The sequence below is a fragment of the Methylomonas sp. EFPC3 genome (assembly GCF_029643245.1).
GTDB classification, from domain to species: domain Bacteria; phylum Pseudomonadota; class Gammaproteobacteria; order Methylococcales; family Methylomonadaceae; genus Methylomonas; species Methylomonas koyamae_B.
The window spans coordinates 3,852,753-3,877,918 of record NZ_CP116398.1 but is presented as its reverse complement, the minus strand read 5'-3'; the positions used below and the strand labels follow the sequence as shown (position 1 = coordinate 3,877,918).

Sequence of the window (25,166 nt, the reverse complement as noted above, 5' to 3'; positions counted from 1 at the left end):
GTTGCCGGAGCGGCCGCTCAGCCGCGGCTGCTATGCGACTGTTTATAGCGGGCCACGCTGGCCATGATCTCCTGCCTAGCATCTTCCACCCCGCCCCAACCTTCCACACTGACCCATTTGCCTTCTTCCAAATCTTTGTAATGCTGGAAGAAATGGGTGATTTTGGCCAATTTGTCGGGCTGTAAATCGCGGTAGTCGGTGACGTGGTTGTAAAACGGCGTCAGACGCGGCATCGGTACCGCCAGCAATTTCGGGTCCGGGCCGGCCTCGTCTATCATCTTCAGAATCCCGACCGGACGGCAGTTGATTACGCAGCCGCTCAACAACGGCGCCGGGGTAATGATCATCACGTCCACCGGGTCGCCGTCCTCGGATAAAGTCTGCGGGATGTAACCGTAATTGCACGGATACTGCATCGCGGTGCCCATGAACCGGTCCACCGTCAAGGCGCCGGTGTGTTTGTCCACTTCGTATTTGACCGGATCGCTGAACGCCGGAATTTCGACGACGACGTTAATTTCGTAAGGAATATTGCCGCCCGCGGCCACTTGCATGAATGACATCAAATCCTCTTTGAGTAAGCTGGAAACGCTGTCATTATAGCCGCCGTTACCGCTGAAACAGGATTAATCGAGTGATAGGCAGTCTGGAAAAAATGCGCAGCGAACTGGCCAGCCCGGTGCAATACAGCTTGCCGGTGGGCGAGCAACAACTCCCGTTAAATCCGCTGCTGGGCAAGCCGTTGACGCTGCGCCACACCGGCAAAATCTTTTGCGTGCATTGCGCGAAAAAGACCAACAAAAGCTTCAACCAAGGCTATTGCTACCCCTGCTTCATCAAACTGGCGCAATGCGACATGTGCATCATGAAGCCGGAAACCTGCCACTACGCCGCCGGCACCTGCCGCGAACCGAGCTGGGGCGAGGAGTTTTGTTTCCAGCCGCATATCGTCTATCTGGCCAACTCGTCCGGCATCAAAGTCGGCATCACCCGCCGCTCGCAAATCCCGACCCGCTGGATCGACCAGGGCGCCGTGCAAGCCATCCCGGTATTCGAAGTCGCCTCCCGCCACTTGTCCGGCCTGATCGAAGTCGCTCTGGCCGCCCACGTCAGCGACAAGACCAGTTGGCAGCAAATGTTGAAAAACAACACCGTCGAACTCGATCTGCCCGCCTTACGCGACGAACTGCTTAGCAAGTGCCAATCCGAACTGGCTTCGATAGCCGAAGGTTTCCCCGATCAACCGCCGACCTTGCTCGCGGATGCCGAAGCGATGCAACTGCATTATCCAGTGCTGGAATACCCGACCAAGGTCAAATCCTTCAACATCGACAAAGACCCGACCGTCTCCGGCACCTTGCTCGGCATCAAAGGCCAATACCTAATTTTCGACAGCGGCGTGATCAACATCCGCAAATACGCCGGCTACGAAATCGAAGCCGAAGTTTGACCTCGACCCGCCACGACATTTTTTGACCCACTGAATCGGCAACGCATTTACTGATACAAAACGACAGGTCCGGCCGGTGCGTCCCCTGAATCCGTCATAAATCGAATGCATGGCCCTCGATTAATTAATGTCATTTAACACTGATTTCGCGATCTCGTATGTTATGGCCCACCCCATTAACTTACGGAGACGCCGATGAACCGGTTAACCCTGTCCTGCGCCGTTCTGCTGATTCTTGCTTTTGAGGCCTCGGCGGACAGCCGTGCCAATTTCGATGTATTAGCCAACCTCGATACCGGACCGGGCAATGTCACGGCCACCGCCAACGGCCGGATCATCATGAGCCAACACCAGTTTTATCAACCGCAATACACGGTGGTGGAGTACCAGGATCAAGCCTTGCTGCCTTTTCCGAACAGGGAAATGTCCGCGGCCGATTCGACTGCGTCGATCAAGCTCGACTCGGTCTTGGGTATCCGCTCCGACGCCAACGGTATTGTCTGGATGCTGGACAACGGCATGCGTAGCGGCGTGACACCCAAATTGGTCGGTTGGAATAGCAAAACCAACAAACTCCAACGCTTGATTTATTTACCCGCGCCTATCGCGCCGAAAGATGCCTTCGTTAACGACTTTGCCTTGGATGCCCAGCACAACCATGCCTTCATCAGCGATCCGGCCGGTGGCGCGAATGCCGCCCTGATCGTGGTCAATTTGTCGACCGGCGCTGCCAGGCGCGTGCTGGAAGGTCATAAAAGTGTGGTGCCGGAAAACGTCGATTTGGTCATCGACAATGTGCCGATTCAGGTGAAAACCCCATCCGGCGAATTGGTGAAACCGCATATTGGCGTAAATCCGATTACCGAGGATTTAGCCAACGAATGGGTGTATTTCGGGCCGATGCATGGCCTCGGCCTTTACCGGATTAAAGCCGCCGACTTGATCAATGAGTCGTTAACGGCTCAAGAACTCGCTCAGCATGTTGAACGCTATAGCGACAAACCGATCTCGGACGGCATCAGCATTGATGAAAATAACAATATCTATCTGGGGGACTTGGCCAATAATGCGATTGGCGTGATAGAGCCCAACCGCCAATACCGGCAATTGGCACAATGCCCACGGTTGTCATGGGTAGACTCATTCAGCTTCGGCGCCAATGGACAACTGTATGCCGTGGTTAACCGCTTGCATCGTTCGGCCACTCTGAACGGCGGCGATAATCAATCCAAATCGCCTTACTTTTTGCTGAAGGTCAAAGCCTTAGCCGCCGGCCTACCCGGACGTTAAAGTTTGATTTGGGATGCGCTTATTTTCCGGCCTATAGCGTTGATTTGCTCGCGCAACCAAGCGTGGGCCGGATCTTTTTCCCATAGCGGATGCCAGATCATCGCCAAATCGTAGTCCGGCAAACTGACCGGCACCGGCAATACTTGCAGTGGCACCAGTTTTTGAAAGGCGATGGCCAAGCGATAGGGTAAGGACAAAATCATATTGGACTGGGCAACGATCAAGGGCGCCGACAAAAAATGCGGCACGATGAAATTGATGCGCCGTTCCAAACCCAACTCCAGCAATTTCTCGTCAATTACCCCCAATTTATCGCCGGTTCTGGAGATCAGCATATGCGTGGCCGCCAAATAGTCCTCCAACGAAGGTGCCGCTTTGATCTTTGGGTGGTCCTGCCTGACGACGCAAGCCATGCGATCCATGAATAAGTGTTCGCAGTGCAAATGCGCGGGTGGATTCAGTACCGAGGCAAAACCCAAAACCACATCCAGGTTGCCGTTTTCCAACTGCGTCAGAGGAAAGGCGGACTCCGTCCGTTTGACATGGATATCCACGCCAGGAGCGGACTGTTCGATTAATTCCGATAATTCGGGCAAGATTAAAAGCTCCATGTAATCGGTGGCGGCAATAGTGAAACGGCGCTGACTGGATGCCGGATCGAAGGCTTGGGGCGCCTCCAGCAAGCGTTCCATCTCCTGTAGCAGACTGCGCACCGGCTCCACCAAGGCCAGCGCCAGCGCGCTTGGCTGCATGCCGACGGGCGATTTGACCAGTACCGGGTCGTTGAGATGCTGACGCAAGCGATGCAGAGTGTGGCTCATGGCCGACTGGGTAACGAACATGGATTCCGCCGCGCGGGTGACATTGCGTTCCCGCATCAATACGTCGAAAGCCAGCAACAGGTTCAGGTCGAAGGTGCGTAGATTGGCCATCGGCAAATGTCCTCAATGATTTGCCCCCGCATCCTAAACAAATTCGCGGCCGGGCGGTATGAACAGTCTTCATCGATCCGAATGAAATTTCACCATTTCACAGCGCGTCGAAACATCCCTACCTTATACCGCGAGCGCGGCTATCGACCAATCCGGTTTAACTCCCCAAGGGTGGCTTTTAGGCCGGTGGCGCGCTCAAACCATCACATCGACAGTCGTTTGCGACGGCACCATTCGGGGGTATCACTTTATGTCCGCACACATTCCTATTTCCACATTCAAACCTTACCGGGGCGAGAAAGCCCGGCTGGTCAGAGCTTACGATTATCTGATCCTGGTCCTGGCCCTATTCTTGTTCATCGGCTCGTTTCATCTGCATTTTGCCCTGACCGTCGGCGACTGGGATTTCTGGGTCGACTGGAAGGACCGGCAATGGTGGCCGTTGGTGACGCCGCTAATCGGCATTACTTTTCCTGCCGCCGTACAGGCGGTGTTGTGGGATAAATTCCGTCTACCGTTGGGCGCCACCCTCTGTGTCGCGGCCTTATTACTCGGTACCTGGGTCACCCGCGTGTTTGCCTATCATTACTGGAATTATTTCCCCATCAACATGGTGTTACCGGCCACCATGGTGCCGGGCGCTTTGGTATTGGATACTTTGTTGATGCTGACCAACAGCCTGACCATCACCTCCATCTTCGGCGGCGCGGCGTTTGCCTTGTTGTTCTATCCCACCAATTGGCCGATCTTCGGCATGTTCCACCAAGCGGTCGAATACCACAACAGCCAGTTGACTGTCGCCGATTTATTCGGCTTCCAATATATCCGCACCGGCATGCCGGAATACCTGCGCATTATCGAGCGCGGCACCCTGCGAACCTACGGCCAGTACGCTACACCGTTGGCGGCCTTTTGTTCGGCGCTGTTATGTTCGTTGATGTATCCGCTCTGGTGGTATATCGGTAAATGGTTCGCCGATACCCGTTATCTGAAAAGCATTTAAGGAGACCAGCCATGAAAGTACTTTTTAAACCTTGGCTGTTGGCATTGCTTTGCTTGAATGTGTTGTCGGTGTTGACAGTACCCACCGCTCAGGCCCATGGCGAAAAAGCCTTGGAGCCGTTCATTCGGATGCGCACCATCCAGTGGTACGACGTGCAGTGGTCCACGCAAAAATTCAACGTCAACGATGAAGTCAGTGTCAGCGGCAAGTTTCATGTTGCCGAAGACTGGCCGATCAGTGTGCCAAAGCCGGAAGCCAGTTTCTTGAATATCTCCACGCCGGGACCCGTGCTGATTCGTACCGAGCGCTACCTAAACGGTAAACCTTGGACCAATTCAGTGTCCCTGGAGCCTGGTGGTGACTACGAGTTCAAAGTGGTCTTGAAAGGCCGTTTGCCTGGGCGTTATCACATTCACCCGTTTTTTAATTTAAAAGACGCGGGACAGGTGATGGGCCCAGGGGTGTGGTTGGACATTGGCGGCGATCCCGGCGACTTCCGCAATACGCTTAAAACCATTAACGGCGAAGTGATCGACATGGAGAACTTCGGCTTTGCCAACGGCGTATTCTGGCACCTGTTCTGGGGGGTGTTGGCTGCCGGTTGGTTGTTGTGGTGGGTGCGTCGTCCCTTGTTCATCAGCCGTTACCGCATGCTGGATGCCGGTTTGGAACAGGAGTTGATCACCGCTCAGGACAAACTCATCGCTAAAGCCGTGTTAGTGGGGGTGCCGGTATTGGTATTGGCGCTGAATGCCGTCACTGCCAACCGTTACCCGGACGCTATTCCGTTACAAGCGGGATTGGATCGGATTTTGCCTTTGCCGGCTCAAGTCAATGCCGGAACGGTCAATGTGGACGCCATCAAAGCGGAATACAACGTGGCGCAACGTGCCATGCTGTTGCAGGTGAGTGTCGACAATCGCAGCCAAGGGGCGGTCAGAATCGGCGAGTTTTCCAGCTCCAACGTGCATTTCATGAACGCTGAATTAGCCGATGTGGGCCACATGCCCGGCAAGGATGACGTCAGCAATAACGGCCTGAACCTGGATAACAACACGCCTATAGCACCCGGCGAACAACGCACCGTCACGATTGAAGTGCGCGATGCGGCCTGGGAGTCGGAAAAGCTGGATGGACTGATCAAAGACGCGGATAGCCGTGTCGGCGGTTTGCTGTTCCTTTACGACGACGTGATGGGAAAACGCTATATCTCCAGTATTTCCGCGGCCGTCATTCCCAAATTCAATTAATTCAGGAGCAACCATCATGGCTACCACGACAGAACACGTTAGCTTAAGCAGCGAAAACCCTAAATCATTGCCTTGGTATTTGATCGACTTACCCAAATATTTAAAGGGCTTTGGCATATTGACCGTGATCTATGTCGGTTTACGACTGTATCAGGGTGCTTTTGCCATAGAACACGGTTTGGATTCCACGGAACCTGCGTTCGAGCAATACTGGATGCGGCTGTTTTATATCGAACTAGCGATTATCGCTGCCGTCGCCAGCGGTTTTTGGGGGTATTTATGGACCACGCGCGACCGGAATCTGGAGCAACTGGCACCCAAGGAAGAAATTCGCCGCTATTTCACCTTGACGATGTGGATCAGCATTTACACCTTTGCGGTGTATTGGGCCGGCAGTTATTTTGCCGAACAGGACAACTCCTGGCACCAGGTGGCAATTCGCGATACGCCGTTTACTGCCAATCACATCATCGAGTTTTATTTCAACTTCCCGCTGTACGTGATCTTGGGCGGCTGCGCCTGGCTATACGCCAGAACCCGCTTGCCCTTGTATGCCAAAGGCATCTCGCTGCCCTTGACCTTGGCGGTGTTCGGGCCGTTCATGATTTTGGTCAGCGTCGGTTTCAACGAGTGGGGACATACCTTCTGGTTTAGAGAAGAATTCTTCGCCGCGCCGATTCATTGGGGGTTTGTGATCGGTGTCTGGTTCGCCTTGGGGGTCGGCGGCATCCTGCTGCAAGGGGTGACCCGGCTGATCGAACTGCTGGACAAAATCGAAGAGGCTGAATAAGTCTGTTTTCAACTAAACCTTTACGAAAATGGTTAAGTCCTTAGCAACAATGCCAAAGAGTCGCGCCTATTCAGTTCATTATGCCTGGATAGTCCTCGCGGTCACGTTTCTGTGCTTGTTTGTGGCTTCGGCACTGCGCTCAGTGCCGGGGATCATGATGATGGCCCTGGAACAGGAGTTTGCTTGGAACAGGGAAACCATTAGCGGGGCGATTTCGCTCAATCTGCTGTTATTCGGCCTTGCAGGTCCATTTCTAGGTAGGTTGATGGATTTATACGGCGCCAAACGCATCAGCGTTATCACCTTGATTTTATCGGTGGCAGGCGCCGGTGGCAGCGTTTTTATGCAGGAAACCTGGCAACTGTATTTGTTTTGGGGATTACTGATCGGCGCGGGTTCCGGCGGCACTTCCATGATTATGGGATCGGCGTTGATCAATCGCTGGTTCCATCAACATCGGGGGCTCGCGTTAGGGATATTGGGCGCCGCCTTCTCCTCCGGCCAGTTAGTCTTCACCCCGGTCCTGATGCAGATCAATGTTCATGAAGGCTGGCGCGCGGCGACGCTGTTTATCGCCGTCGCGTTAGGCTTGCTGGCTTTACCTTTGGTCCTGAAATTTTTAAGAGACAATCCCGAATCCAAAGGCCTGTTGCCCTACGGCGGCAATGGCGCACACGCAACAATACTCACGCCCGATAGCAATCCCATGCGCTCGGCCATGAGCAGCCCGCAATTCTGGCTGTTGGCTTCGAGTTTTGGCATTTGCGGTTTAACCACCTCCGGGCTTTTTCAAACCCATTTGATTCCGCACGGCATCGAACACGGCTTCAGCGACATGACCATGGCGATGTCGCTGGGGGTAATGGGCGCGGCCGATGTGTTCGGCACGATTTTCTCCGGCTGGCTGTGCGACCGCTACGGCAAGCGCTGGCCGCTGGCGTTGTATTACACCCTCAGAGGCGCGACGCTGATAATGCTGCCCGGCATCGACACTACCGGACAATTGATGATGTTCTCGATTATTTACGGCATGAATTGGTTGTCCACCATTCCGGCCACCTCGGCTTTGACCGCGGACTTATTCGGCAAACAAAACGTCGGCGTGGTGTTCGGCTGGATTTGCTTCGCGCATCAAATCGGGGCGGCCATTGCCGCCTACAGTGCCGGGTACGTCCATAGTTTGATGGGTGACTACAACCTGGCGTTTGTTGCGTCAGGCCTGTTCGCGTTTGTCGCAACCGGCATTGTAGTGTTAATCAAAGAGCCCAAAGCAGTTGGCACGGTAGTGAATCCCTAGCGGCGCTTTTGCTTAATCGAAGTCGAGGGATTCCTGATCAATCGTCAATCGAACAACCAACCGCTCAGTCCCGTCCGGCCAACATTGCCTTGCTGACCAACGGAATCGGCGGCGAGCCGTAGCTTAAAAACGTGTCGTGAAATTCGCGCCAGGCGGCGCGGCCGCCGCGCTTGGCGCACCAGTCGTCGCGCAATTGCCGAATCAGCAATTTACCCAAGGTGTAATTCAGATAGGCTGGATCGAAAGTGCCGCGCGCGGCCTGCTGGCGGGCGTTGCCTGGGTCGCGAAAGGCTTGCTCCCGAAACATTTGCTCAGCCTGCTCGACGCTCCAGCCCTGGGTGTGCAAACCCAACGCCGCCAGAAAACGCACGTCGCGCAGCAAGGCGTTCACCAACTGGCCGATGTGGGTTTCCGGGTCGCCATTATTCAGGCCGGCTTCCCAGACCAATTCCTCGGCGTAATGCGCCCAGCCCTCGGAAAAGGCATAGCTGCCGAACAACTGCGCAAACTTGGAACCGGCCCGATGCGCGTGTAAAAACTGCAGAAAATGGCCGGGCCAGACTTCGTGCGCCGACACGAACAGCAAATTGGCCTGACCGGGCAAATAGGCGGCCTGCTCGGCCGCGGTCCAGGCCGGGTCGGGCGGCGCCACGTAATACACCGACGGCAAGCCGTGCTCGTAAGACCCCGGAATATCGATGTAAGCCAAATTCCAGCGGGCATAAGGCGGCGACGGCGCCACAGTTGCTTCGTCGTCGCTGGGAATCGTCAGCAATTGCCGCTCGGCGACGAAGGCTTTCAAGTGTTTGAGTTGCTCGGTGGCGGCCGCCACCGGACCGGCCGGCGGCTTGTGTGCCTCGGCTTGGGCCACGCATTCGGCGGTGGTCGACGAGGGTGCGAAGCGGCGGCAGGCTTGCGCCAATGCTTGCAGATTACGTTGTAAATCGGCGCGGCCCATCTGCTCCAATTGCGGCAACGGTATCTCGACGGCCTCGGTGTCGGCCAGCATCCGGCTGAATTTTTCCGGACCCAACGCGAAATACTCGGTCGCGGCCGGCCTTTGCTGCTCCAGCCAATCCACCAACTCGCGTAGCGCCTGCGCCGCCGGCCCGACCTGCTCGGCGAATTCGCGTTGCAGCGCCGGATCGGCGACATCGGCAAAGGCTGCCTTGGCCTCCGCTTCGTAAAATTTGGCTAGGCCGCCGAACACAGTTTTGCCGATGTCGATATAAGTGCGCGGTAGCGGCAGTTCCAGATTGGCGCGAATCTGCGCCGCGGCCCGCGGCACGTTGCCGGCATAGGCGATGAACGCCCGCATCCGCTCGGGCAACGGCGCATAGGGCCGGCTGATGTAAAGGTTAGGGTCCAGCGCGCCGGCATAAAACTGCGGACTCTTGAACGGCCGCCGCGCGACTTGGCGCCAGAACAATTCCTTGGCGACGGTCGCCAACAAATAGTCGCGCTCGAAACGTTGCGCCGGCGTCAGCGCCTGGTCCGGATACGCTAGCGCTTGCAGCCGCTGCGTTTCCAGCCAGCGTTCGGTGCGGCGCAAACCTGCCGGGCTCCAGTCCGGCAAGCGGCCGTCGAACTCGTGCCGGCCGGCGTCGGCGGCGAAGGTGGGCTGTTGTTCGAAATAGCCGGCGATGAATTCTTCAACGAAGGTCGGCCAGGCGGGTGGTTTGCTATCTGCAATAGAAAGAGGGGTAAACAGCATCAGCCAGCAACTTAGCCAAAACGATCCGGTCCGGCTGCAACGGTTAGACTCGGTCATCGTGCCTCCCACATAAAGCAATCAAATAGAACGGGATGATAACCGGGTTACCGAATCAACGACAGCAATCCCTGCGGCAACGAACAAACGGCGCTGCGGGCACGATCGATCCTTTCCTAACAGCTTGCTGGCGTTATCCTCAGCCTGAAGCCATCCCAAAGTAAACCAAGAACTCAGCTGCCTTCGCCTGACATCACCTGCACCCGCTGCGTAATCCCGCAGAGCAAGGTGTAGGGTATCGTGTCGGCGTGGTGGGCGATTTCTTCGACCGGGAGGCTCTCGCCCCATAGCGTGACCGGGTCGCCGGGTTGGGCGTCGGGCAGCTCGTTCAAGTTGACGGTTATCATGTCCATCGACACCCGACCGACCAGCGGTACCCGCCGACCGTTGACCAACACCGGGGCGCCGCTGCGGGTGGCGCGGTGGTAGCCGTCGCCGTAGCCGATGGACGCCACGCCCAGGCGGGTGGCGCTGCGGCAAGTCCAGGTGCCGCTATAACCGACGCTTTCGCCGGCGGCAATGTCTTTGACTGCGATCAGCCGCGAATGCAGGCTCATGACCGGCTTCAAGCCGAAATCGGCGCCGGTTTTGCCGGCGAACGGCGAGCAGCCGTAAAGCATCAAGCCCGGCCTGACCCAATCGCTGGCCCGGTCCTGAACCGAGCCGAGGCGGACGCTGGGCCAGCCGATGATGCCGGCCGAATTGGCGATGCTGCGCTGGCCCGGATAATCTTTGACGGCGTCGTTGAATAGATCGATCTGGCGCCGGGTTTTGTCGTCCAATAAATCATCGGCATTGGCGAAATGGGTGATCAGATTGATCGGCTGTTCGACCGCCGCACAGGCCAGCAAAGCCTGATAGGCGGCGGCGAAATCGTTGGCCTTGAAACCGAGTCGGTTCATGCCGGTATCCAGCTTCAGCCATACCGCCAGCTTGGCGGCGGCGGCCGGTTGCTGTTGCAGAATGGCGATTTGTTGCGGTGCGTGGATCACCGCCGCCAGCCGGTATTTCAATAATTGCTGCAATTCGTCGGCGCAGACGAAGCCTTGCAGCACGGTGATCGGCTGTTCGAAGCCGGCCTGGCGCAAGCGGGCGCCCTCGTCCACCCTGGCGACGGCAAAGCCGTCGGCCCGTGCCAGCGCCGCCGCGACCCGGTCCATGCCGTGGCCGTATGCGTTGGCTTTGATCACCGCCATGATTTTGTTGTCCGGCGCGTAGCGTTTTACCTGTTCCAGGTTGTGGCGCACCGCATCCAGATCCAGACGTACGTAAGCCGGCGGGATCATTCGTAATCCTCGGGGCCGTTGTATACCCCGGCAAAATTTTCGAAGCGGGTGTATTGGCCCAGGAAAGTCAGCCGCACCGTGCCCAAGGGGCCGTTCCGCTGCTTGCCGATGATGACTTCGGCGATGCCTTTGTCCGGACTGTCTTCGTGGTAGACCTCGTCGCGGTAAACGAAAATGATCAAGTCGGCGTCCTGCTCGATCGCACCGGACTCCCGTAAGTCCGACATCACCGGCCGTTTGTTGGGGCGTTGTTCCAGGTTGCGGTTGAGCTGGGACAGGGCGATCACCGGCACGTTGAGTTCCTTCGCCAGCGCCTTCAAGCCGCGCGAGATATCGGAAATCTGTTGTACCCGGTTATCGCCGCTGGACGGCGACTGCATCAGCTGTAAGTAATCCAGCACGATCAAGCCCAGCTGGCCGTGTTCGCGGGTCAGACGGCGGGCGCGGGAACGCACCTCGGTCGGCGTCAGCGCCGGGGTGTCGTCGATGAACATTTTGGTCTCGGCCAGCAAATTGATCGCCGAGGTCAACCTGGGCCAATCGTCGTCGTCCAATTTGCCGGTGCGGACCTTGTGCTGGTCGATCCGGCCCAGCGACGACATCATCCGCATCGCCAGCGCCTCGCCCGGCATCTCCATACTAAACACGGCGACCGGCATGCCGCTTTTGAGCGCGACGTTTTCGGCCATGTTCATCGCGATCGTGGTTTTCCCCATCGACGGCCGGCCGGCGACGATGATCAAATCGGACGGTTGCAAGCCGGAGGTTTTCTCGTCCAGATCGGTGAAGCCGGTACTGGCGCCGGTGATGTCCCCGTCCAATTCGTATAGGGTTTCGATTTTGTCGACCGCCTTGGCCAGCAGCGATTTGATCGAATTGAAACCGCCCTGCCCCTTCTGCCGCTGTTCGGCGATTTCGAACACCTTGCGCTCGGCGTTTTCCAGCAATTCGGCGGTTTCCCGGCCTTCGGTACTGAAGGCCGAATCGGAGATTTCGGTGCCGACGTGGATCAGTTGCCGCAACACCGAACGGTCGCGAACGATGTTGGCATAGGCGACGATATTCGCGGCACTGGGCGTGTCCCGCGCCAGCATACTCAGATAAGCCAGGCCACCGACATCCTGCAACTCGCCGGTGGTTTCCAGTACCTCGGAGATGGTCACCACGTCGAACGGGTCCTGCCGCTCGGCCAATTCGGCGATCGCGCGGAAAATCAAGCGGTGGTCGCGACGATAAAAATCGTTCTCGCCGACCTTGTCGGCGACGGAATCCCAGGTCTGGTTATCCAGCAATAAACCGCCCAACACCGATTGCTCGGCTTGAATCGAATGCGGCGGAACTTTCAGAGATTCTACGGTTTGATCGGGCAGGAAATAGTGGTCTTCGGACATAGCGGGAAGGGTTTACAAAACTGAAAGGGAATTATACTCGGCTATTGCTTAACGACATTGCCGGCAGCAAAAGATCAGTAGCGAACAATCAAGCAGCGTATTTAATTTGCTAGCCGAAGGCCATTGAATTACCATACTTTCCGTAATATAAATATTGGGTGTCGACATGGCCTTCATCGGCGGATTGCCGACCATGACACTCCGCTTCATACCGATCCCTTCACAATAATTCCAATATCCGCCGGCTCGTGCGCCAAGCTGTAGCGGCGCACTGATCCATCGCATTACTCCAAGCCCTACAGGAGGTTTGTATGCACGGAATTAAACCTATAACGTGTTTTTTCACCATTACCGCCGCAGTTTTAGCCTGCCTGCCGGCAACTGCCGCTCAAGCCGAAACCGGCAACGTGGTGTTGTGGAACAAGCTAGGCTCGGCGACTGAAATTGCCACCAGCGAAATCGGTCCCGGTTTTCAACAGTTACATTATCTAATCGGCGATTGGGACCAGGCCCAGCTCGCTCCAGGCGTGTTCGGCGACGGTTTATACGTCAATCATGATACCTGCGAGGGCTGGTGTAACGATGGTGCTAACTTTTTTGTTACCGATCTGTCGCAAACCGGATTGTCCCCGGCTCGCGGCAGCATTGAGTTCTGGTTTGAATTCAAATACGGCGCGGATACGTTCAATCACGCCTATTTTTTCGATACCAGAAGTAAGGTGATGAATCATTATCCCGATCAAAACTGGCAAACCGACGGCGTACTCACCGCTGGCTGGAACGGTTGGGATTACGGCTCGTTCGGCAAGCGCTTTTTCTTTTGCATGGGCAAATACGACCGCGCAACATGCATATACACGCCCGATTTCTCGGCTGCACCGGGTGGAGAACTGGCGTTCAGCAACGGTACGCTGATGCATTTCGGGTTCGTGTGGGACAAATCCGGGATCGACAATACGGCCGATACGGCCCGGATTTACGTAAACGGCGAAGTAAAAGGCGCCACTCAAGCAGCCTGGAATCTGCCCAACGCCATCGATCCCTTCCTTTTCTTGGGCGCCACGCCAAACTGTTGTGACTGGGATCACCATTACAATGCCGTCAAAGGAATTACCGATAACTTAGTGATAAGAGATTACGCCAATACCGACTTTACCAATCGCTTCGAAGAAAATCCCGGCCTATCCTGCGAAGCAACCTTACCGAAACTTACCGCAAAGATCACGCAAAAATCCGGCCTCAAAAATGCCCGGAATTGGACAATCAACCTGAATAACCAAAGTCATTGCCTCGCCGAGAGCGCACAGATCGATAAAGTAGAGCTTTCGCAAAGCTTCGGCGCCCGCTGCGTGCCGATCATTACCACACCGTCTGCATTTCCATTGGTATTAGGCGATATCCCGGATCACAGCCAAGGAACCGGCAATGTCGGCATCAATTTCAGCAATTGCCCGAACAACGCCCGTTTCAGTGCAACGATAACGTTTAGCAGCAACGGCGGCGCTGTGTCCGGCAGCAAAACCTTCAACAATCAATTTCGGTAACCGACAAGAGGATCATTGATATGCGCAAACTAATTTTTGTACTTTTGTGGATGGTATGTTGTTTTAATCCGACGCTCGCCGCTACGTCATTGCAACTGGAACCGGCAAACGGTTCAATCGTTGGCAAAGCCGGTGATACCGTTGGCTGGGGCTTCGTACTCGTCAACACCCAAAATTACCTGGTGGTAACCGGCGCTGAATTTCAAACCTCAGCCCACTCCGGCGAATTTACCGACTTTATCAGCGCCCCAGATAACTTTTTTGTCGTCGGCTCCGGATTCGGCGGCAGCACTGTCTGGGCTCAGTCATTCGATGCCGCAACGAAATCCGGAATCGGCAGCTTTACAATCGCTACCGACGCGAGTCCTGGCTCGATTTTTGGCCGGCTTGTGCTGAGTTACGATTTATTTTCCCGAAGCCCGGCGGATCCGTTATTCGATCCCGACCTCGACACCCTCGCTAACGGCGAATTATTGACGGCAAGTGCTACGGTAACTGTTAACGCGGTTCCTCTGCCTGGCGGCGCTTGGTTATTCGGCGCGGCATCGGCTGTTTGGGGCGCGAATCGACGCCGGCTTTTAACGCTAAAGGCGTGATACCTCGTTCAATCGGCCGTTGGCCGCTGGATATCCGCGTGATTCAGCGGCCAATCGCCCTGGGCCAAATCGTAGTAGTCTGCGGCATCGGCTTTCAGTTTCTCGACCACACCGGGGTCCAGCACGCCGTCGCTAACCCGGTGTTCCAGGTAAGTCAAAATCTCGGCTAACGGCATGCCGGCCCGATACGGACGCGACTGGGCCAAGGCCTGAAAAATATCGGCGACGCTGATAATCCTGCACTCCAGCGGCAACGCCGTTGCCGCGGTTTTGAACGGATAACCTTCGCCGCGCAGATTTTCGTGGTGCAGTCCGGCCCACTCCGGAATCTTCGAGTCGACGAACACCCGCTGCAGAATCCGGTAGGTGTCGTAGCTGTGGCGCTGCATGCAGGCCCGCTCCTCCGGGGTCAAACTGCCGGGTTTGTCGATAATGTCTTCCGACACCCGCAACTTGCCGATGTCGTGCAACAAGCCGGCAATCTCGACTTGCTCCAGGTCGGCGCCGTCGATACCAAAGGATCGCGCCAGCCGGCGGGCAATTTGCGCCACCCGCTCGGAATGCAATTCGGTGTAAGGGCTCTTCGCATCGACCACCCGCGAGAACAGCCGGGCAACCTCGCGCAAATCGGGATAGGGCAACCACACCATCGGCAAATGGTCGCCCAGATTGCGTAAATCCTCGTCCAGATAATCCGGGTCCATTGCCAGCCAAAACGCCTGGCTTTGCGCCAGATCGGCAAAAGCGTCCACCAACGCCGGACAGAACAGCGTGCCGGAATAACTTTGCAGGCGCCCGACGATCTTCGGCGCCGCAATCAGAATTTGCTCGCTGGCCAGATAAGGCGCTTGCAGCACGTCGATCCGGTCCGCCAGAAACAGCAGATTGGCGCGCAGCCGCGTTCTGTCGGACAGCGGCAATTGCACCAGATTCTCCCAGCGGGTGTGGTGATAGCGGATTTCTTCGGCCAGATGGCTGAGCGGCGGACAGGCGCGCAGATATTCCTCGCCGCGCTCGCAATGGGCTTCGGCACCGTCCCATTCCAACGACTCGGTCAGATGCCGATGTTCGCGGATCTTGGCCACCCCGCAATCGTGCAACATACCGGCATGCAGAATCTTGAGCCTATCCTCCGCCGACCAGGCCAATTTCCCGGCAATGTGCCACGCCATCATCGCCACCCGCTTGCCGTGTTTGACTTCGTCGATACCGACCAAGTCCAGCGCGCAGGTCAACGAAATGATCGCACTGTGTAGATCGATGCGTTGGCTATCCATCAGTGAAAACTCCCCCGATTCAGGTTAAACGCGATGTTAATGCAGTTTGGCCGAGCCGGCAAAGCCTATCGGCGGCGATGGACCGCGGCCGGCCGACAAGGCACAATAACCGGCTTAGTTTAATCTCGCCCACCGTCATGCTCGCTCTTCTGGTCCGATTTTCGATTCGTTATTCCGGCATCGTCGTCACGCTGGCGCTGCTGCTGTTCGTTTACGGCGGCTACCGCTTCGCCAACGCCGGCCTCGACATTTTTCCGGAATTCGCGCCGAAACAGGTCATCATCCAAACCGAAGCCCCCGGCCTGGCCGCCGAGCAAGTGGAAGTGCTGGTCACCCAGCAAATCGAAAACTCGATCAGCGGTCTGATCGGCCTGCAAACCCTGCGTTCGCAATCGATTCAGGGTTTATCGATCGTCACGGCGACCTTCTCCGAGCATAGCGACGTTTATCGCAACCGGCAACTGGTCAGCGAACGCCTGAACAGCCTGGGCCAGCGCTTGCCGGCCGGCGTCGGCACGCCGGTAGCGATACCGCTGTCGTCGTCGTCGGCCACGGTGTTGACGCTAGGCGTCAACTCTGAGAGCAAATCGCTGATGGAACTGCGCAGCTTAGTGGACTGGAGCCTGGTGCCGCGGCTGCTGGCGGTGCCCGGCGTGGCCGACGTCAATGTGTTCGGCGGCGACATCCAGCAATTGCAAGTGCAACTACAACCGGCGGCGCTACAGCGCTTCAACCTGGCCATCGAGGATATCGTCGCAGCAGCGGCCGGGGCGGCGGAGATGAACGGCGCCGGCTTCATCGAAAACGCCAACCAGCGTTTTACTTTGCAAATCAGCGGCCAACCGGCCGATCCGGAGCAGTTCAAGCAGTTGGTGGTCAAACGCCAGGACGGCATGAACGTAACTCTGGCCGACGTCGCCGACATCCGTTACGGCGCGGAACCGCCGATCGGCGCGGCCCAGATCATGGGCAAACCGGGCATCGTGCTGATGTTGATCGGCCAATACGGCGCCAATACCCTGTCGGTCTCGCGCCAGGTGGAATCGGTACTGCAGGACTTCCAGCCGATCTTCCAACAGCAAAACATCGCGTTTTACCCGCATCTGTTCCGCCCGGCGGACTACATCGAAACCTCGCTGCATAACCTGTCCGGACACTTGTTGCTCGGCGGACTGTTCGTGCTGGTGGTGCTTTACCTGTTCTTGTTCAACTTACGCAGCGCCTTCATCGCCGCCACCGCGATTCCGCTGTCGCTGCTCAGCGCCGCGCTGGTATTGCTGGAATGCGGCGTGAATCTGAACATCATGGTGCTGGGCGGCCTGGCAATCGCGCTGGGCGAAGTGGTGGACGACGCCATCATCGATACCGAGAACATCTTCCGCCGCCTGCGGGAAAACCGCCTGAAAATCTTTCCGGACCCGACCGAACACGTGGTCTACCAAGCCTCGCTGGAAGTGCGCAGTTCGGTAGTCTACGCCAGCTTTATCGTGGCGCTGGTGTTCGTGCCGCTGTTGACTCTGGACGGTGTCAGCGGCCGGCTGTTCGCCCCGCTCGGCGCGTCCTATATCCTGGCGATTCTGATGTCGCTGTTGGTGGCGCTGACGCTGACGCCGGCGCTATGCCATCTGTTGTTCAAAGCCAAATTGCCGGACGACAGCGATCCGCCGCTGTTGCGTTGGCTGAAACCGCTATATGCCAAACAGTTGCTGTGGGCGATCCGCCATTTCAAAACCGTAGCCCTGGCCGGGGCGCTAGCCTGCCTGATCGGCATCGCCGCCTTCCTGCAACTGGACCACAAATTTCTGCCGGAACTGCGCGAAGGCCATTTCATCGTCCACACCGCCAGCGTACCCGGCACCTCGTTGCCGGAATCGATCCGGCTCGGCAGTCTGGTGACCGAACGGCTGATGGCGGTGGCCGGCGTCGAATCGGTATCACAATGGGCCGGGCGCGCCGAACGCGGCGCCGATACCTACGGCAGCCATTACAGCGAATACGAAGTACGGTTGCATCCCCTATCCGGTGGCGAACAGCAACGGGTGCTGGACGAAATCCGCGCCATTCTGGACAGTTTCCCCGGCATCCATTACGAGGCCAACACCTTCCTGACCGAGCGGGTGGACGAAACCATTTCCGGTTACACCGCGCCGGTGGTAGTCAACATCTACGGCAACGATCTGGCGGAGTTGGACGCCAGGGCCCAACAACTGGCCGCACTGATCGAGACCCTGCCCGGCGCCGAAGACGTGCAATTGCGTTCGCCGCCGGCCACCAGTTTGCTGCAAGTGCAACTCGATCTGGAACGCCTGAAATTCCGCGGCATCAGCCCGGCGCAAGTGATGGCGGCCTTGCAAACCGCTTACGAGGGCCGCATCGTCGGCAAGAACTTACAGGGCAATCGCATCTTCAACGTCGCGGTGTCGCTGCCGCCGGAATGGCGCAGCCAACCGGATTACCTGGGGCAACTGCCCTTAAAAAACGGCGAAGGCCAGCGGGTTTTGCTCGGCGAAGTGGCCGACATCCGCCACGGCGAGGGCCGCTACAACATCCTGCACCAGGGCGCGCAGCGGATTCAGACCGTGACCTGCAAGGTGGCAGGCCGCGATATGGATGGTTTCATGGCCGAATTGAAGCAACGGGTACAAACCGAATTGAGCTGGCGCGACGGCAGCTATCCGGAATTCATCGGCGCCGCGCTGGAACAGGCCAAGGCCCGGCAGACCTTGGTGATTCATGCCTTGTTGGCCGGCGCCGGCGTGCTGATTTTCGTGTTTATCGCATTCGGCAGCCTGCGCCATATGCTGCTGACCTTATTGAATCTGCCGTTTGCGCTGTTGGGCGGCGTCGCCGCGGTCGTCGTTACCGACGCCACGTTGTCGGTCGGCTCGTTTGTCGGCTTCGTCACCTTGTTCGGCATCACCGTGCGCAACTGCATCATGCTGATTTCGCATTACCGGCATCTGATCGAATTCGAAGGCCAGGAATGGTCCACCGCGACGCTGATCCGCGGCGCTCAGGAACGCCTGCCGGCGATCCTGATGACGGCCCTGGTCACCGCGCTGGCGATGTTGCCGATCGCGATCGGCAGCGACAACCCCGGCCGCGAGATCATGGGGCCGATGGCGGCCATCATCATCGGCGGCCTGGCATCGTCCACGGCACTGAACCTGTTGCTGTTGCCGGCAATCTTGCAGCGCTACGGCCGCTTTCACGTCGAACTGGCCGACAGCAACGCCGCTAACTGATGCCGGCCGCGGCGGCAATCACGGCCTGGCCCAAGGCCAGACCGCCGTCGTTGGCCGGGTAGCGCTGCGGCAGCAGCACGGTTTTGCCCTGGCGGCGCAAGCCTTCCGCCACACCTTCCAGCAACAACCGGTTTTGAAATACGCCGCCGCTCAATACGACCGTATCTACCGCGGTTTCCCGGCCAAGCCGGCATAAGCTTTCCACGCTGGCCGCGATCAGGCTATGGTGGATACGGGCGGCAATCGCCGCCTTATCGTCGCCGCCGGCCAGATCGCCCAACACCGCCTGCCATAAACCGAGCCAAGTCAGCGCTTGCTTTCCTTCCATTTGGTTTAGCTGCCAAGCCTGCGGATAGGCGGTTTCGCCGGCGAACGCCGACGCCGCCAAGTTTTCCAAGGCAATCGCCGCCTGGCCTTCGTAATCGGCTCGGTCGGCGTGCAAATCCAGCACGGCGGCGAACGCGTCGAACCAGCGACCTACCGAACTACAGCGGGGTGCGTTCAGGTTTTTGGCCATCATCGTATCCAAGGTCGCCAGCGGCTTGTTCGCCAAATCTTGCAAGAACGGCAGACTGCCGAATTCCGCCAACAGTTCGTCCCAAACCAAATAATGCCTGAGCTGGGCATAAGCATTGCGCCAGGGCTCGCGCATGGCTTGGCTGCCGCCGGGCAATGCAATCGGCTGAAAATGGCCCAACCGACTAAAGCCGCGGTAATCGCCCAGCAAGAACTCGCCGCCCCACAACTCACCGTTCTCGCCCATGCCCAGCCCGTCGAATATCGCCGCCAAGACCGGCGGCGCATCCAGCGCCACGCCGTGTTCGGCCAGGCAGGCAGCCAAATGGGCGTGATGATGCTGGACGGTCAAGCAGGGCAAGCCTTGCGCTGCCGCCAAGCTTTGGCCGTATTGGCTGGACAGATAGCCGGGGTGTAGGTCTATCGCAACCCGTTCGGGCCGGAAGCCGTGCAACTGTCGGTACAGCTCGATAGCGAGACGGTAATCGGTTTGTACCGCAGCATTTTCCAGGTCGCCGATATGTTGGCTGACCACGGCCTGGCCGGGTCTGAGCAGGCAGAAGCTGTTTTTCAGCTCGGCGCCCATCGCCAGCGCAGGCGCGGCCTGCTCGAAACCGGGCGGCAACGGCAGCGCCTGCGGCGCATAACCGCGCGCGCGCCGTAGCAGACGGATCTCGCCGTCCATCAGCCGCGCCACCGAATCGTCCAGCCGGTTGACGATGTCGCGCTGATGCAGCAGAAAATAGTCGGCGATGCCAGCCAGTTTTTGCCGCGCATCGTCGTTGACTATGCATTGCGGTTCGTCGCTAACATTGCCGGAGGTCAGCACGATGGGGTTGTCCAATTCCTGCATCAACAAAGTATGCAACGGGGTGTAAGGCAGCATGAAGCCGAGTTTGGCGTCGCCCGGCGCCACTCCGGCGGCCAGCGCTTCGCCGCGGGCGCGCAGCAGCACGATGGGCGCAGCCCTGTCTTGCAGGGCAAGGATTTCGGCCGCGTCGGCTGCGGCAAAACGATGCACCATGGCTAAATCGCGAGCCATCAACGCGAACGGTTTGGCGTAACGGCGCTTGCGCTGGCGGAGGGAGTCGACCGCCGCGGCATTGGTCGCGTCGCAGGCCAGATGAAAGCCGCCCAGGCCTTTGATGGCGACGATGCGGCCTTGGCGGAGCAATTCGGCAGTTTGCTGGATCACATCTTCCATGCAGCTCACGTCCGGCGCCAATGCCTTTGCGTCAGGCCGTTGGTGCTGAGCTGGTCGAAGCATGAGCGGCTTGACTTGGGCCCGCGGATTTTCCCCTGCAGCCTTCGACAAGCTCGGGGTGAACGGAACCATCCTAGTTTGGCTGCCGGTGGCGCCGAACGCGGGTTCGCTGCTACCCTCGTCCGCTTCCAGCCACAAGCTTGGCCCGCAAACCGGGCAACAGTTGGCTTGGGCGTGAAAGCGGCGGTCGGCCGGATCGTCGTATTCGCGCTGGCAGTCCGGGCACATCGCAAAGGCCGCCATGCTGGTGTTGGCGCGGTCGAAGGGCACGGCGCGGACGATGGACAGGCGCGGGCCGCAGTGGGTGCAGTTGGTAAACGGGTAACGGTAGCGGCGATTGGTTGGATCGGCGATGTCGGCCAGACACTCCGGGCAGGTGGCGGCGTCGGCGGCGATCGGGGTGGCGATGCCGTCCGGCCGGCTGGCGACGATGCGGAATTCGTCCGGCGCGGCTTGATTCAAGTCCAGGCACTCCAGCGCGTCCAACCTCGCCAGCGGCGGCAGTTCGTGCGGAATCAGGGCGATAAACCGCTCCAAAGCCTCGGCGCTGCCGAAGGCATGAATCATCACGCCTTCGCCGTCGTTCCAGACCTCGCCGGTCAGGCCGCAGCGCCGCGCCAAATGCCAAATTGCCGGCCGAAAACCGACGCCCTGCACCACGCCGCGGGCGCGGATGGCCTTGCCCGCCATCAGCAGATGCGCGGCAGTTGCTCGCCTACCGGCCAATCGACGATGCGCCGGCCGCCGAAAGCCGTGGTCATTTGCACGAAACGGTGCGGATCGGCGACGACTTCGCCGATGATGGCGGCGGCGCTGCCCAAGGGATGCCGGCGCATCGTCGCCAGCAGCGTCTCGGCCGCATCGGCATCGCAGATGCAGACCAGTTTGCCTTCGTTGGCGACGTATAAAGGATCGAGACCGAGAATTTCGCAGGCCGCCTTGACTTGAGCCTTGACCGGAATCCGGGCTTCGTCGATCACGATGCCGACCCCGGACTGGCCGGCCAACTCGTTCAAGACCGCCGCCAAGCCGCCGCGGGTCGGGTCGCGCAGGCAGCGGATCGCGCTCGGTGCTGCGGCGACCAGGTCGGCCACCATGCCGTGCAGGGCCGCCGAGTCGGAAACGATGCTGGTCTCGAACTGCAAGTTCTCGCGGCTGGCCATAATCGCCACGCCGTGGTCGCCGATCGAACCGCTCAGCAGCACCGCGCAGCCCGCTGCGGCGCGCTCGCCGGAAATCTCGACGCCGTCCGGCACCAGGCCGACGCCGGTGGTGGTAATGAACACGCCGTCGGCCTTGCCGCGCTCGACCACCTTGGTATCGCCGGTCACAATCGGCACGCCGGCTTTATTCGCCGCCGCCGCCATGCTGGCGACGATGCGATCCAGGTCGGCCAGCGGCAGGCCTTCTTCCAGGATAAAAGCCGCCGCCAGATACAGCGGTTTGGCGCCGGACATCGCCACGTCGTTCAAGGTGCCGTGCACCGCCAGCGAGCCGATGTCGCCGCCCGGAAAAAACAACGGCGAAATCACATGGCCGTCAGTACTGATCGCCAAGCGTCCGGCCGGCACGTTGAACAAAGCCTGGTCGTTGCGGCGGTTCAGCAAGTCGTTGTCGAAATGCTTGATAAACAACTGATCGATCAACTGCGCCATGGCCCGGCCACCGCCGCCGTGGGTTAAATCGACTTGGCCAGATTTGAGATTGAGTGATTGGTAATAGGACATGGGTTTGTATTATTGATGATCTAACAGATCGCTTAGATGTAGGGTACGCATCACGTACCAGCTGAGGCCACGACAAATGGATGGCAAAAACAGTTGCGCGATGCGCATATATGGACTCCTCCCCAATTGCAAGCCAAGTGTTATCAAAATTGATGTTTCCAACAGAGATCAAGATTGCAGCCATATATTCGGTCTCTTGATGAAGGTACTTGATAGGCCTTCGGACCCTGATGAATCTATCCGCGCGCTTTTTCCACTATCATCCTAACGGTTTCTTAAGAACCTATGCGCGGAACGGGATTTAAAAGCACCGGTCTGACCTGTTGAATGTCATCACTTTTGAGTTACTTGCCTCCGCAATCTGTTGAACTCTGTTTGTCTTGCCCTACACCGGATTGAGGGTTATCCACGCTTTGCCCGACGCCGGAGCCCTTCCCTCGCGTGGAGGCGTTGGGCAAAGGGTGGATAACCCGGCATCGAACGGTGGTTATGCCCCCGCTCGGTATGCTTTGCCCTGCGTCGCCATCGCCCAGAGTATCCGGGCATTCTTGTTGGCCAGCGCCACGGCGGCTTTGTTGAAGCCTCGTCGTTCGATCAGACCTTGCAGCCAGCGACTCAGCGGATCGGTCTTGCCGCTGCACACTTTTAGCACTGATCGCGCACCGTGGATCAACAAGGTGCGCAAGTAGCGGTTGCCGCGTTTGCTAATCCCCAGTAATACCTGTTTGTCGCCACTACTGTGTTGTCTGGGCACCACGCCCAGACTGGCGGCGTAATCACGTGCTCGGGTATAGCCCTTGCCGTCGCCAATGTCCGAAGCCAGGATGGTGGCGGTGATCGGCCCAACACCCGGCACGTCCCGAAATCGTTTACTCAGCGCATTTTGCTCGCATAAGCGGCTGATACGTTGCTCGTGGGCCTTAATGTCAGCGTCGATGGCTACCAGACGCTGATACTGTTCGGCAAACAATTCGCGGCCCGTGGACGTCAGTGCATTGTCGGCGTCTTCCAGAATCAGCGGTAAGGCTTTGCGCACGCTGTTAAGGCCTGTTGCCAGCACGATGCCGCGCTCGGCCAGAAAACCGCGCATCTGGTTGGCCAGCGCCGTGCGCTCGGCTACCCGTTCTTGGCGCAAGCGGTGAAGCATCTGCATATCTTGTTGAGCATCGTCTTTCACCGCTACCTTACGTTTGTTGGGCCGGGTGACCGCCGTGAAAATGGCTTCGGCATCGTTAAAGTCGTTCTTGTTGCCGACTACAAAAGCCTTCACAAACTTGGCATTCAGCAGCACGACTTCATGACCGAGTTTGGTCAGCTCCCGCGCCCAGTAGTGAGCGCCGCCACAAGCTTCTAGGCCAATCAGACTAACCGGCAAGTTGGCGAAATAGCTCAGCATCTCTGCCCGTCTCAGTTTCTTTTTCACCGGCCTGTCGTTCGCCGCCTGGCTGTACAGATGAAAAATGCTTTTTGCCGTATCCAGACCCACCACGTTACTATTCATTTCGGACTCCTCGTCGCTCCGTTTAAATTCTCTGGCGCAGTATGACACCGCGTGGGGTGGGGAGGAGTCCATGCCATCATCCTAGTTGGCTAATTGAAAAGTAATTTAGATTCAATTGCATATGAATGAAACTACGTGGTTTGACATCAGTTATCGCGATATTGGAAATACTTCTCTAAGCATTTTTGCTATATGTACATCTCTGGGCGGACAATAAAGCGGCTCATTTTTCTCTTGATAAACATATCCACGCAACTTTAAATATATAAATGTCTCAGCCAGAATATTTTTATTCTTAGTGTCTTTTATAAATATGCGATATCTTGAAATAAATGGGGCTATACTCTCTGCTTTTGAAACAAACAGCCCATATTGTGCATGTATCCTATCAATTTCTATTATTTTATTATCCTTTCGATTATTCCTCAAATAATGACGCTCACAATTGGCACTAGATTTTAAACCAGCACAAAAATAATCCGGCATTTTCAAAGTCCATTCAACACTGCCTATGTTAGAGTGAGGGCAATTTGAGAAATCTTCTTCAAGCCAGCAAACCCTTGTTTCTGGATATCTGGGTTCGAGTAAATTTAAGCCCCAAGTACCACCTTCATCAATCACCTCAATGTCTATCGGTTTGGAATCATACACGACCTTCATTAGTGTTACATCATGTTGCTGATCACAAATATTTTTGAATGTATGGGATGACTGACTTTCAACTTCTAGGCGTATCGCGTTATTTTTATTTTCTAAGCATTTTAAGTACCAAGCATAAAAACGCATATAACTTGGCACGCTTAGCAGAGCGAGTGTAACAAACAGGATCTTTACAGATCGCTTTGATCTTCTGGTGAAAAAAACAGCAGAAACAATTGTAAACACCCAAAGGATGAGAGTTACTGCTATTTGCATTAATAAAATTATCTCTGCCCCTTTCATTTCTATATCTCATCCGCATGGTTACTAATAACACAAGTACTCGTACATAAATAATCCGGCAAAATGGTGATGAGTTTCCGTAAGCGAACGGCAG

19 protein-coding genes are annotated in these 25,166 nt (G+C 57.3%); 9 read left to right on the top strand and 10 right to left on the bottom strand.

The genetic code is table 11. The features are described from left to right. Window positions 1–17: 17 nt before the first annotated feature. Entirely contained in the window at window positions 18–563 is a 546-nt protein-coding gene (gene ppa / locus PL263_RS17545) for an inorganic diphosphatase (RefSeq protein WP_140912521.1), read from the bottom strand. A gap of 71 nt (window positions 564–634) precedes the next feature. On the opposite strand from ppa, the gene PL263_RS17540 reads away from it, so the two are divergent. After that, the gene (locus PL263_RS17540) at window positions 635–1,450 is read left to right on the top strand and encodes a DUF2797 domain-containing protein (RefSeq protein WP_278210573.1); all 816 of its coding nucleotides are present in this window, start codon (window positions 635–637) and stop codon (window positions 1,448–1,450) included. A 195-nt stretch (window positions 1,451–1,645) separates the two neighbouring features. Beyond that, window positions 1,646–2,740 (top strand): L-dopachrome tautomerase-related protein, encoded by a 1,095-nt coding sequence (locus PL263_RS17535; protein WP_278210572.1) that lies wholly within the window; start codon window positions 1,646–1,648, stop codon window positions 2,738–2,740. On the opposite strand, the gene PL263_RS17530 is transcribed toward PL263_RS17535, so the two are convergent. After that, window positions 2,737–3,672 carry a LysR family transcriptional regulator gene (locus tag PL263_RS17530; RefSeq protein WP_278210571.1) on the bottom strand — a complete coding sequence of 312 codons (936 nt, stop codon included), beginning with the start codon at window positions 3,670–3,672 and terminating at the stop codon, window positions 2,737–2,739. The genes PL263_RS17535 and PL263_RS17530 overlap by 4 nt on opposite strands. A 250-nt stretch (window positions 3,673–3,922) precedes the next feature. Here PL263_RS17530 and amoA point away from each other — a divergent pair, with 250 nt between their 5' ends. From amoA to PL263_RS17510, 4 genes are all read left to right on the top strand, one after another. Beyond that, window positions 3,923–4,675, top strand: a complete 753-nt coding sequence (gene amoA, locus PL263_RS17525; protein ID WP_150047785.1) for a bacterial ammonia monooxygenase, subunit AmoA — start codon at window positions 3,923–3,925, stop codon at window positions 4,673–4,675. An 11-nt stretch (window positions 4,676–4,686) separates the two neighbouring features. After that, window positions 4,687–5,925: a bacterial ammonia monooxygenase, subunit AmoB gene (gene amoB / locus PL263_RS17520; RefSeq protein WP_278210570.1), complete on the top strand. Its 1,239-nt coding sequence runs from the start codon at window positions 4,687–4,689 to the stop codon at window positions 5,923–5,925. 16 nt (window positions 5,926–5,941) lie between these two features. Further along, a complete protein-coding gene (gene amoC / locus PL263_RS17515; RefSeq protein ID WP_278210569.1) occupies window positions 5,942–6,715 on the top strand; it encodes a bacterial ammonia monooxygenase, subunit AmoC in 774 nt (257 codons plus the stop codon). A 154-nt stretch (window positions 6,716–6,869) separates the two neighbouring features. Next, complete coding sequence (locus PL263_RS17510) at window positions 6,870–8,012, top strand: MFS transporter (RefSeq protein ID WP_278210568.1); 1,143 nt, start codon at window positions 6,870–6,872, stop codon at window positions 8,010–8,012. Window positions 8,013–8,076: 64 nt separating this feature from the next. On the opposite strand, the gene PL263_RS17505 is transcribed toward PL263_RS17510, so the two are convergent. The 3 genes from PL263_RS17505 to dnaB all read right to left on the bottom strand — a co-directional run bounded on the left by PL263_RS17505 (window position 8,077) and on the right by dnaB (window position 12,460). Then, the gene (locus tag PL263_RS17505; RefSeq protein WP_278210567.1) at window positions 8,077–9,783 is read right to left on the bottom strand and encodes a DUF885 domain-containing protein; all 1,707 of its coding nucleotides are present in this window, start codon (window positions 9,781–9,783) and stop codon (window positions 8,077–8,079) included. 173 nt (window positions 9,784–9,956) lie between these two features. After that, a complete protein-coding gene (gene alr, locus PL263_RS17500) occupies window positions 9,957–11,069 on the bottom strand; it encodes an alanine racemase (protein ID WP_278210566.1) in 1,113 nt (370 codons plus the stop codon). After that, window positions 11,066–12,460 (bottom strand): replicative DNA helicase, encoded by a 1,395-nt coding sequence (dnaB, locus tag PL263_RS17495; RefSeq protein WP_278210565.1) that lies wholly within the window; start codon window positions 12,458–12,460, stop codon window positions 11,066–11,068. Before dnaB ends, alr begins: the two co-directional genes overlap by 4 nt. Window positions 12,461–12,771: 311 nt before the next feature. On the opposite strand from dnaB, the gene PL263_RS17490 reads away from it, so the two are divergent. After that, the gene (locus tag PL263_RS17490; RefSeq protein ID WP_278210564.1) at window positions 12,772–14,004 is read left to right on the top strand and encodes a hypothetical protein; all 1,233 of its coding nucleotides are present in this window, start codon (window positions 12,772–12,774) and stop codon (window positions 14,002–14,004) included. A gap of 20 nt (window positions 14,005–14,024) precedes the next feature. Further along, window positions 14,025–14,600 carry a hypothetical protein gene (locus PL263_RS17485; protein ID WP_278210563.1) on the top strand — a complete coding sequence of 192 codons (576 nt, stop codon included), beginning with the start codon at window positions 14,025–14,027 and terminating at the stop codon, window positions 14,598–14,600. 8 nt (window positions 14,601–14,608) lie between these two features. Here PL263_RS17485 and PL263_RS17480 read toward each other — a convergent pair whose 3' ends face one another. Continuing rightward, window positions 14,609–15,877 carry an HD domain-containing phosphohydrolase gene (locus tag PL263_RS17480; RefSeq protein ID WP_278210562.1) on the bottom strand — a complete coding sequence of 423 codons (1,269 nt, stop codon included), beginning with the start codon at window positions 15,875–15,877 and terminating at the stop codon, window positions 14,609–14,611. A 137-nt stretch (window positions 15,878–16,014) separates the two neighbouring features. Here PL263_RS17480 and PL263_RS17475 point away from each other — a divergent pair, with 137 nt between their 5' ends. Further along, a complete protein-coding gene (locus PL263_RS17475) occupies window positions 16,015–19,122 on the top strand; it encodes an efflux RND transporter permease subunit (RefSeq protein ID WP_278210561.1) in 3,108 nt (1,035 codons plus the stop codon). Here PL263_RS17475 and hypF read toward each other — a convergent pair. The 4 genes from hypF to PL263_RS17455 form a co-directional block, all read right to left on the bottom strand. Next, complete coding sequence (gene hypF / locus PL263_RS17470) at window positions 19,115–21,592, bottom strand: carbamoyltransferase HypF (protein WP_278210560.1); 2,478 nt, start codon at window positions 21,590–21,592, stop codon at window positions 19,115–19,117. The two genes, PL263_RS17475 and hypF, sit on opposite strands and share 8 nt — an antisense overlap. Then, complete coding sequence (gene hypE, locus PL263_RS17465) at window positions 21,592–22,557, bottom strand: hydrogenase expression/formation protein HypE (RefSeq protein WP_278210559.1); 966 nt, start codon at window positions 22,555–22,557, stop codon at window positions 21,592–21,594. The genes hypF and hypE overlap by 1 nt, the downstream gene beginning before the upstream one ends. A gap of 559 nt (window positions 22,558–23,116) precedes the next feature. Continuing rightward, window positions 23,117–24,130: an IS110 family transposase gene (locus PL263_RS17460; protein ID WP_278209869.1), complete on the bottom strand. Its 1,014-nt coding sequence runs from the start codon at window positions 24,128–24,130 to the stop codon at window positions 23,117–23,119. Between the two features lie 150 nt (window positions 24,131–24,280). Beyond that, window positions 24,281–25,072, bottom strand: a complete 792-nt coding sequence (locus PL263_RS17455; protein WP_278210558.1) for a hypothetical protein — start codon at window positions 25,070–25,072, stop codon at window positions 24,281–24,283. Window positions 25,073–25,166 lie beyond the last annotated feature (94 nt).

What these genes read in the sequence shown, in the direction of transcription:
- ppa (WP_140912521.1), bottom strand. Translation starts at nt 563, where the DNA reads ATGTCATTCATGCAAGTGGCCGCGGGCGGCAATATTCCTTACGAAATT.
- amoB (WP_278210570.1), top strand. Translation starts at nt 4,687, where the DNA reads ATGAAAGTACTTTTTAAACCTTGGCTGTTGGCATTGCTTTGCTTGAAT.
- PL263_RS17505 (WP_278210567.1), bottom strand. Translation starts at nt 9,783, where the DNA reads ATGACCGAGTCTAACCGTTGCAGCCGGACCGGATCGTTTTGGCTAAGT.
- amoC (WP_278210569.1), top strand. Translation starts at nt 5,942, where the DNA reads ATGGCTACCACGACAGAACACGTTAGCTTAAGCAGCGAAAACCCTAAA.
- hypF (WP_278210560.1), bottom strand. Translation starts at nt 21,592, where the DNA reads ATGGCGGGCAAGGCCATCCGCGCCCGCGGCGTGGTGCAGGGCGTCGGT.
- PL263_RS17460 (WP_278209869.1), bottom strand. Translation starts at nt 24,130, where the DNA reads ATGAATAGTAACGTGGTGGGTCTGGATACGGCAAAAAGCATTTTTCAT.
- hypE (WP_278210559.1), bottom strand. Translation starts at nt 22,557, where the DNA reads ATGGCGCAGTTGATCGATCAGTTGTTTATCAAGCATTTCGACAACGAC.
- amoA (WP_150047785.1), top strand. Translation starts at nt 3,923, where the DNA reads ATGTCCGCACACATTCCTATTTCCACATTCAAACCTTACCGGGGCGAG.
- dnaB (WP_278210565.1), bottom strand. Translation starts at nt 12,460, where the DNA reads ATGTCCGAAGACCACTATTTCCTGCCCGATCAAACCGTAGAATCTCTG.
- PL263_RS17490 (WP_278210564.1), top strand. Translation starts at nt 12,772, where the DNA reads ATGCACGGAATTAAACCTATAACGTGTTTTTTCACCATTACCGCCGCA.
- PL263_RS17535 (WP_278210572.1), top strand. Translation starts at nt 1,646, where the DNA reads ATGAACCGGTTAACCCTGTCCTGCGCCGTTCTGCTGATTCTTGCTTTT.
- PL263_RS17510 (WP_278210568.1), top strand. Translation starts at nt 6,870, where the DNA reads ATGATGATGGCCCTGGAACAGGAGTTTGCTTGGAACAGGGAAACCATT.
- PL263_RS17455 (WP_278210558.1), bottom strand. Translation starts at nt 25,072, where the DNA reads ATGAAAGGGGCAGAGATAATTTTATTAATGCAAATAGCAGTAACTCTC.
- PL263_RS17530 (WP_278210571.1), bottom strand. Translation starts at nt 3,672, where the DNA reads ATGGCCAATCTACGCACCTTCGACCTGAACCTGTTGCTGGCTTTCGAC.
- alr (WP_278210566.1), bottom strand. Translation starts at nt 11,069, where the DNA reads ATGATCCCGCCGGCTTACGTACGTCTGGATCTGGATGCGGTGCGCCAC.
- PL263_RS17480 (WP_278210562.1), bottom strand. Translation starts at nt 15,877, where the DNA reads ATGGATAGCCAACGCATCGATCTACACAGTGCGATCATTTCGTTGACC.
- PL263_RS17485 (WP_278210563.1), top strand. Translation starts at nt 14,025, where the DNA reads ATGCGCAAACTAATTTTTGTACTTTTGTGGATGGTATGTTGTTTTAAT.
- PL263_RS17475 (WP_278210561.1), top strand. Translation starts at nt 16,015, where the DNA reads ATGCTCGCTCTTCTGGTCCGATTTTCGATTCGTTATTCCGGCATCGTC.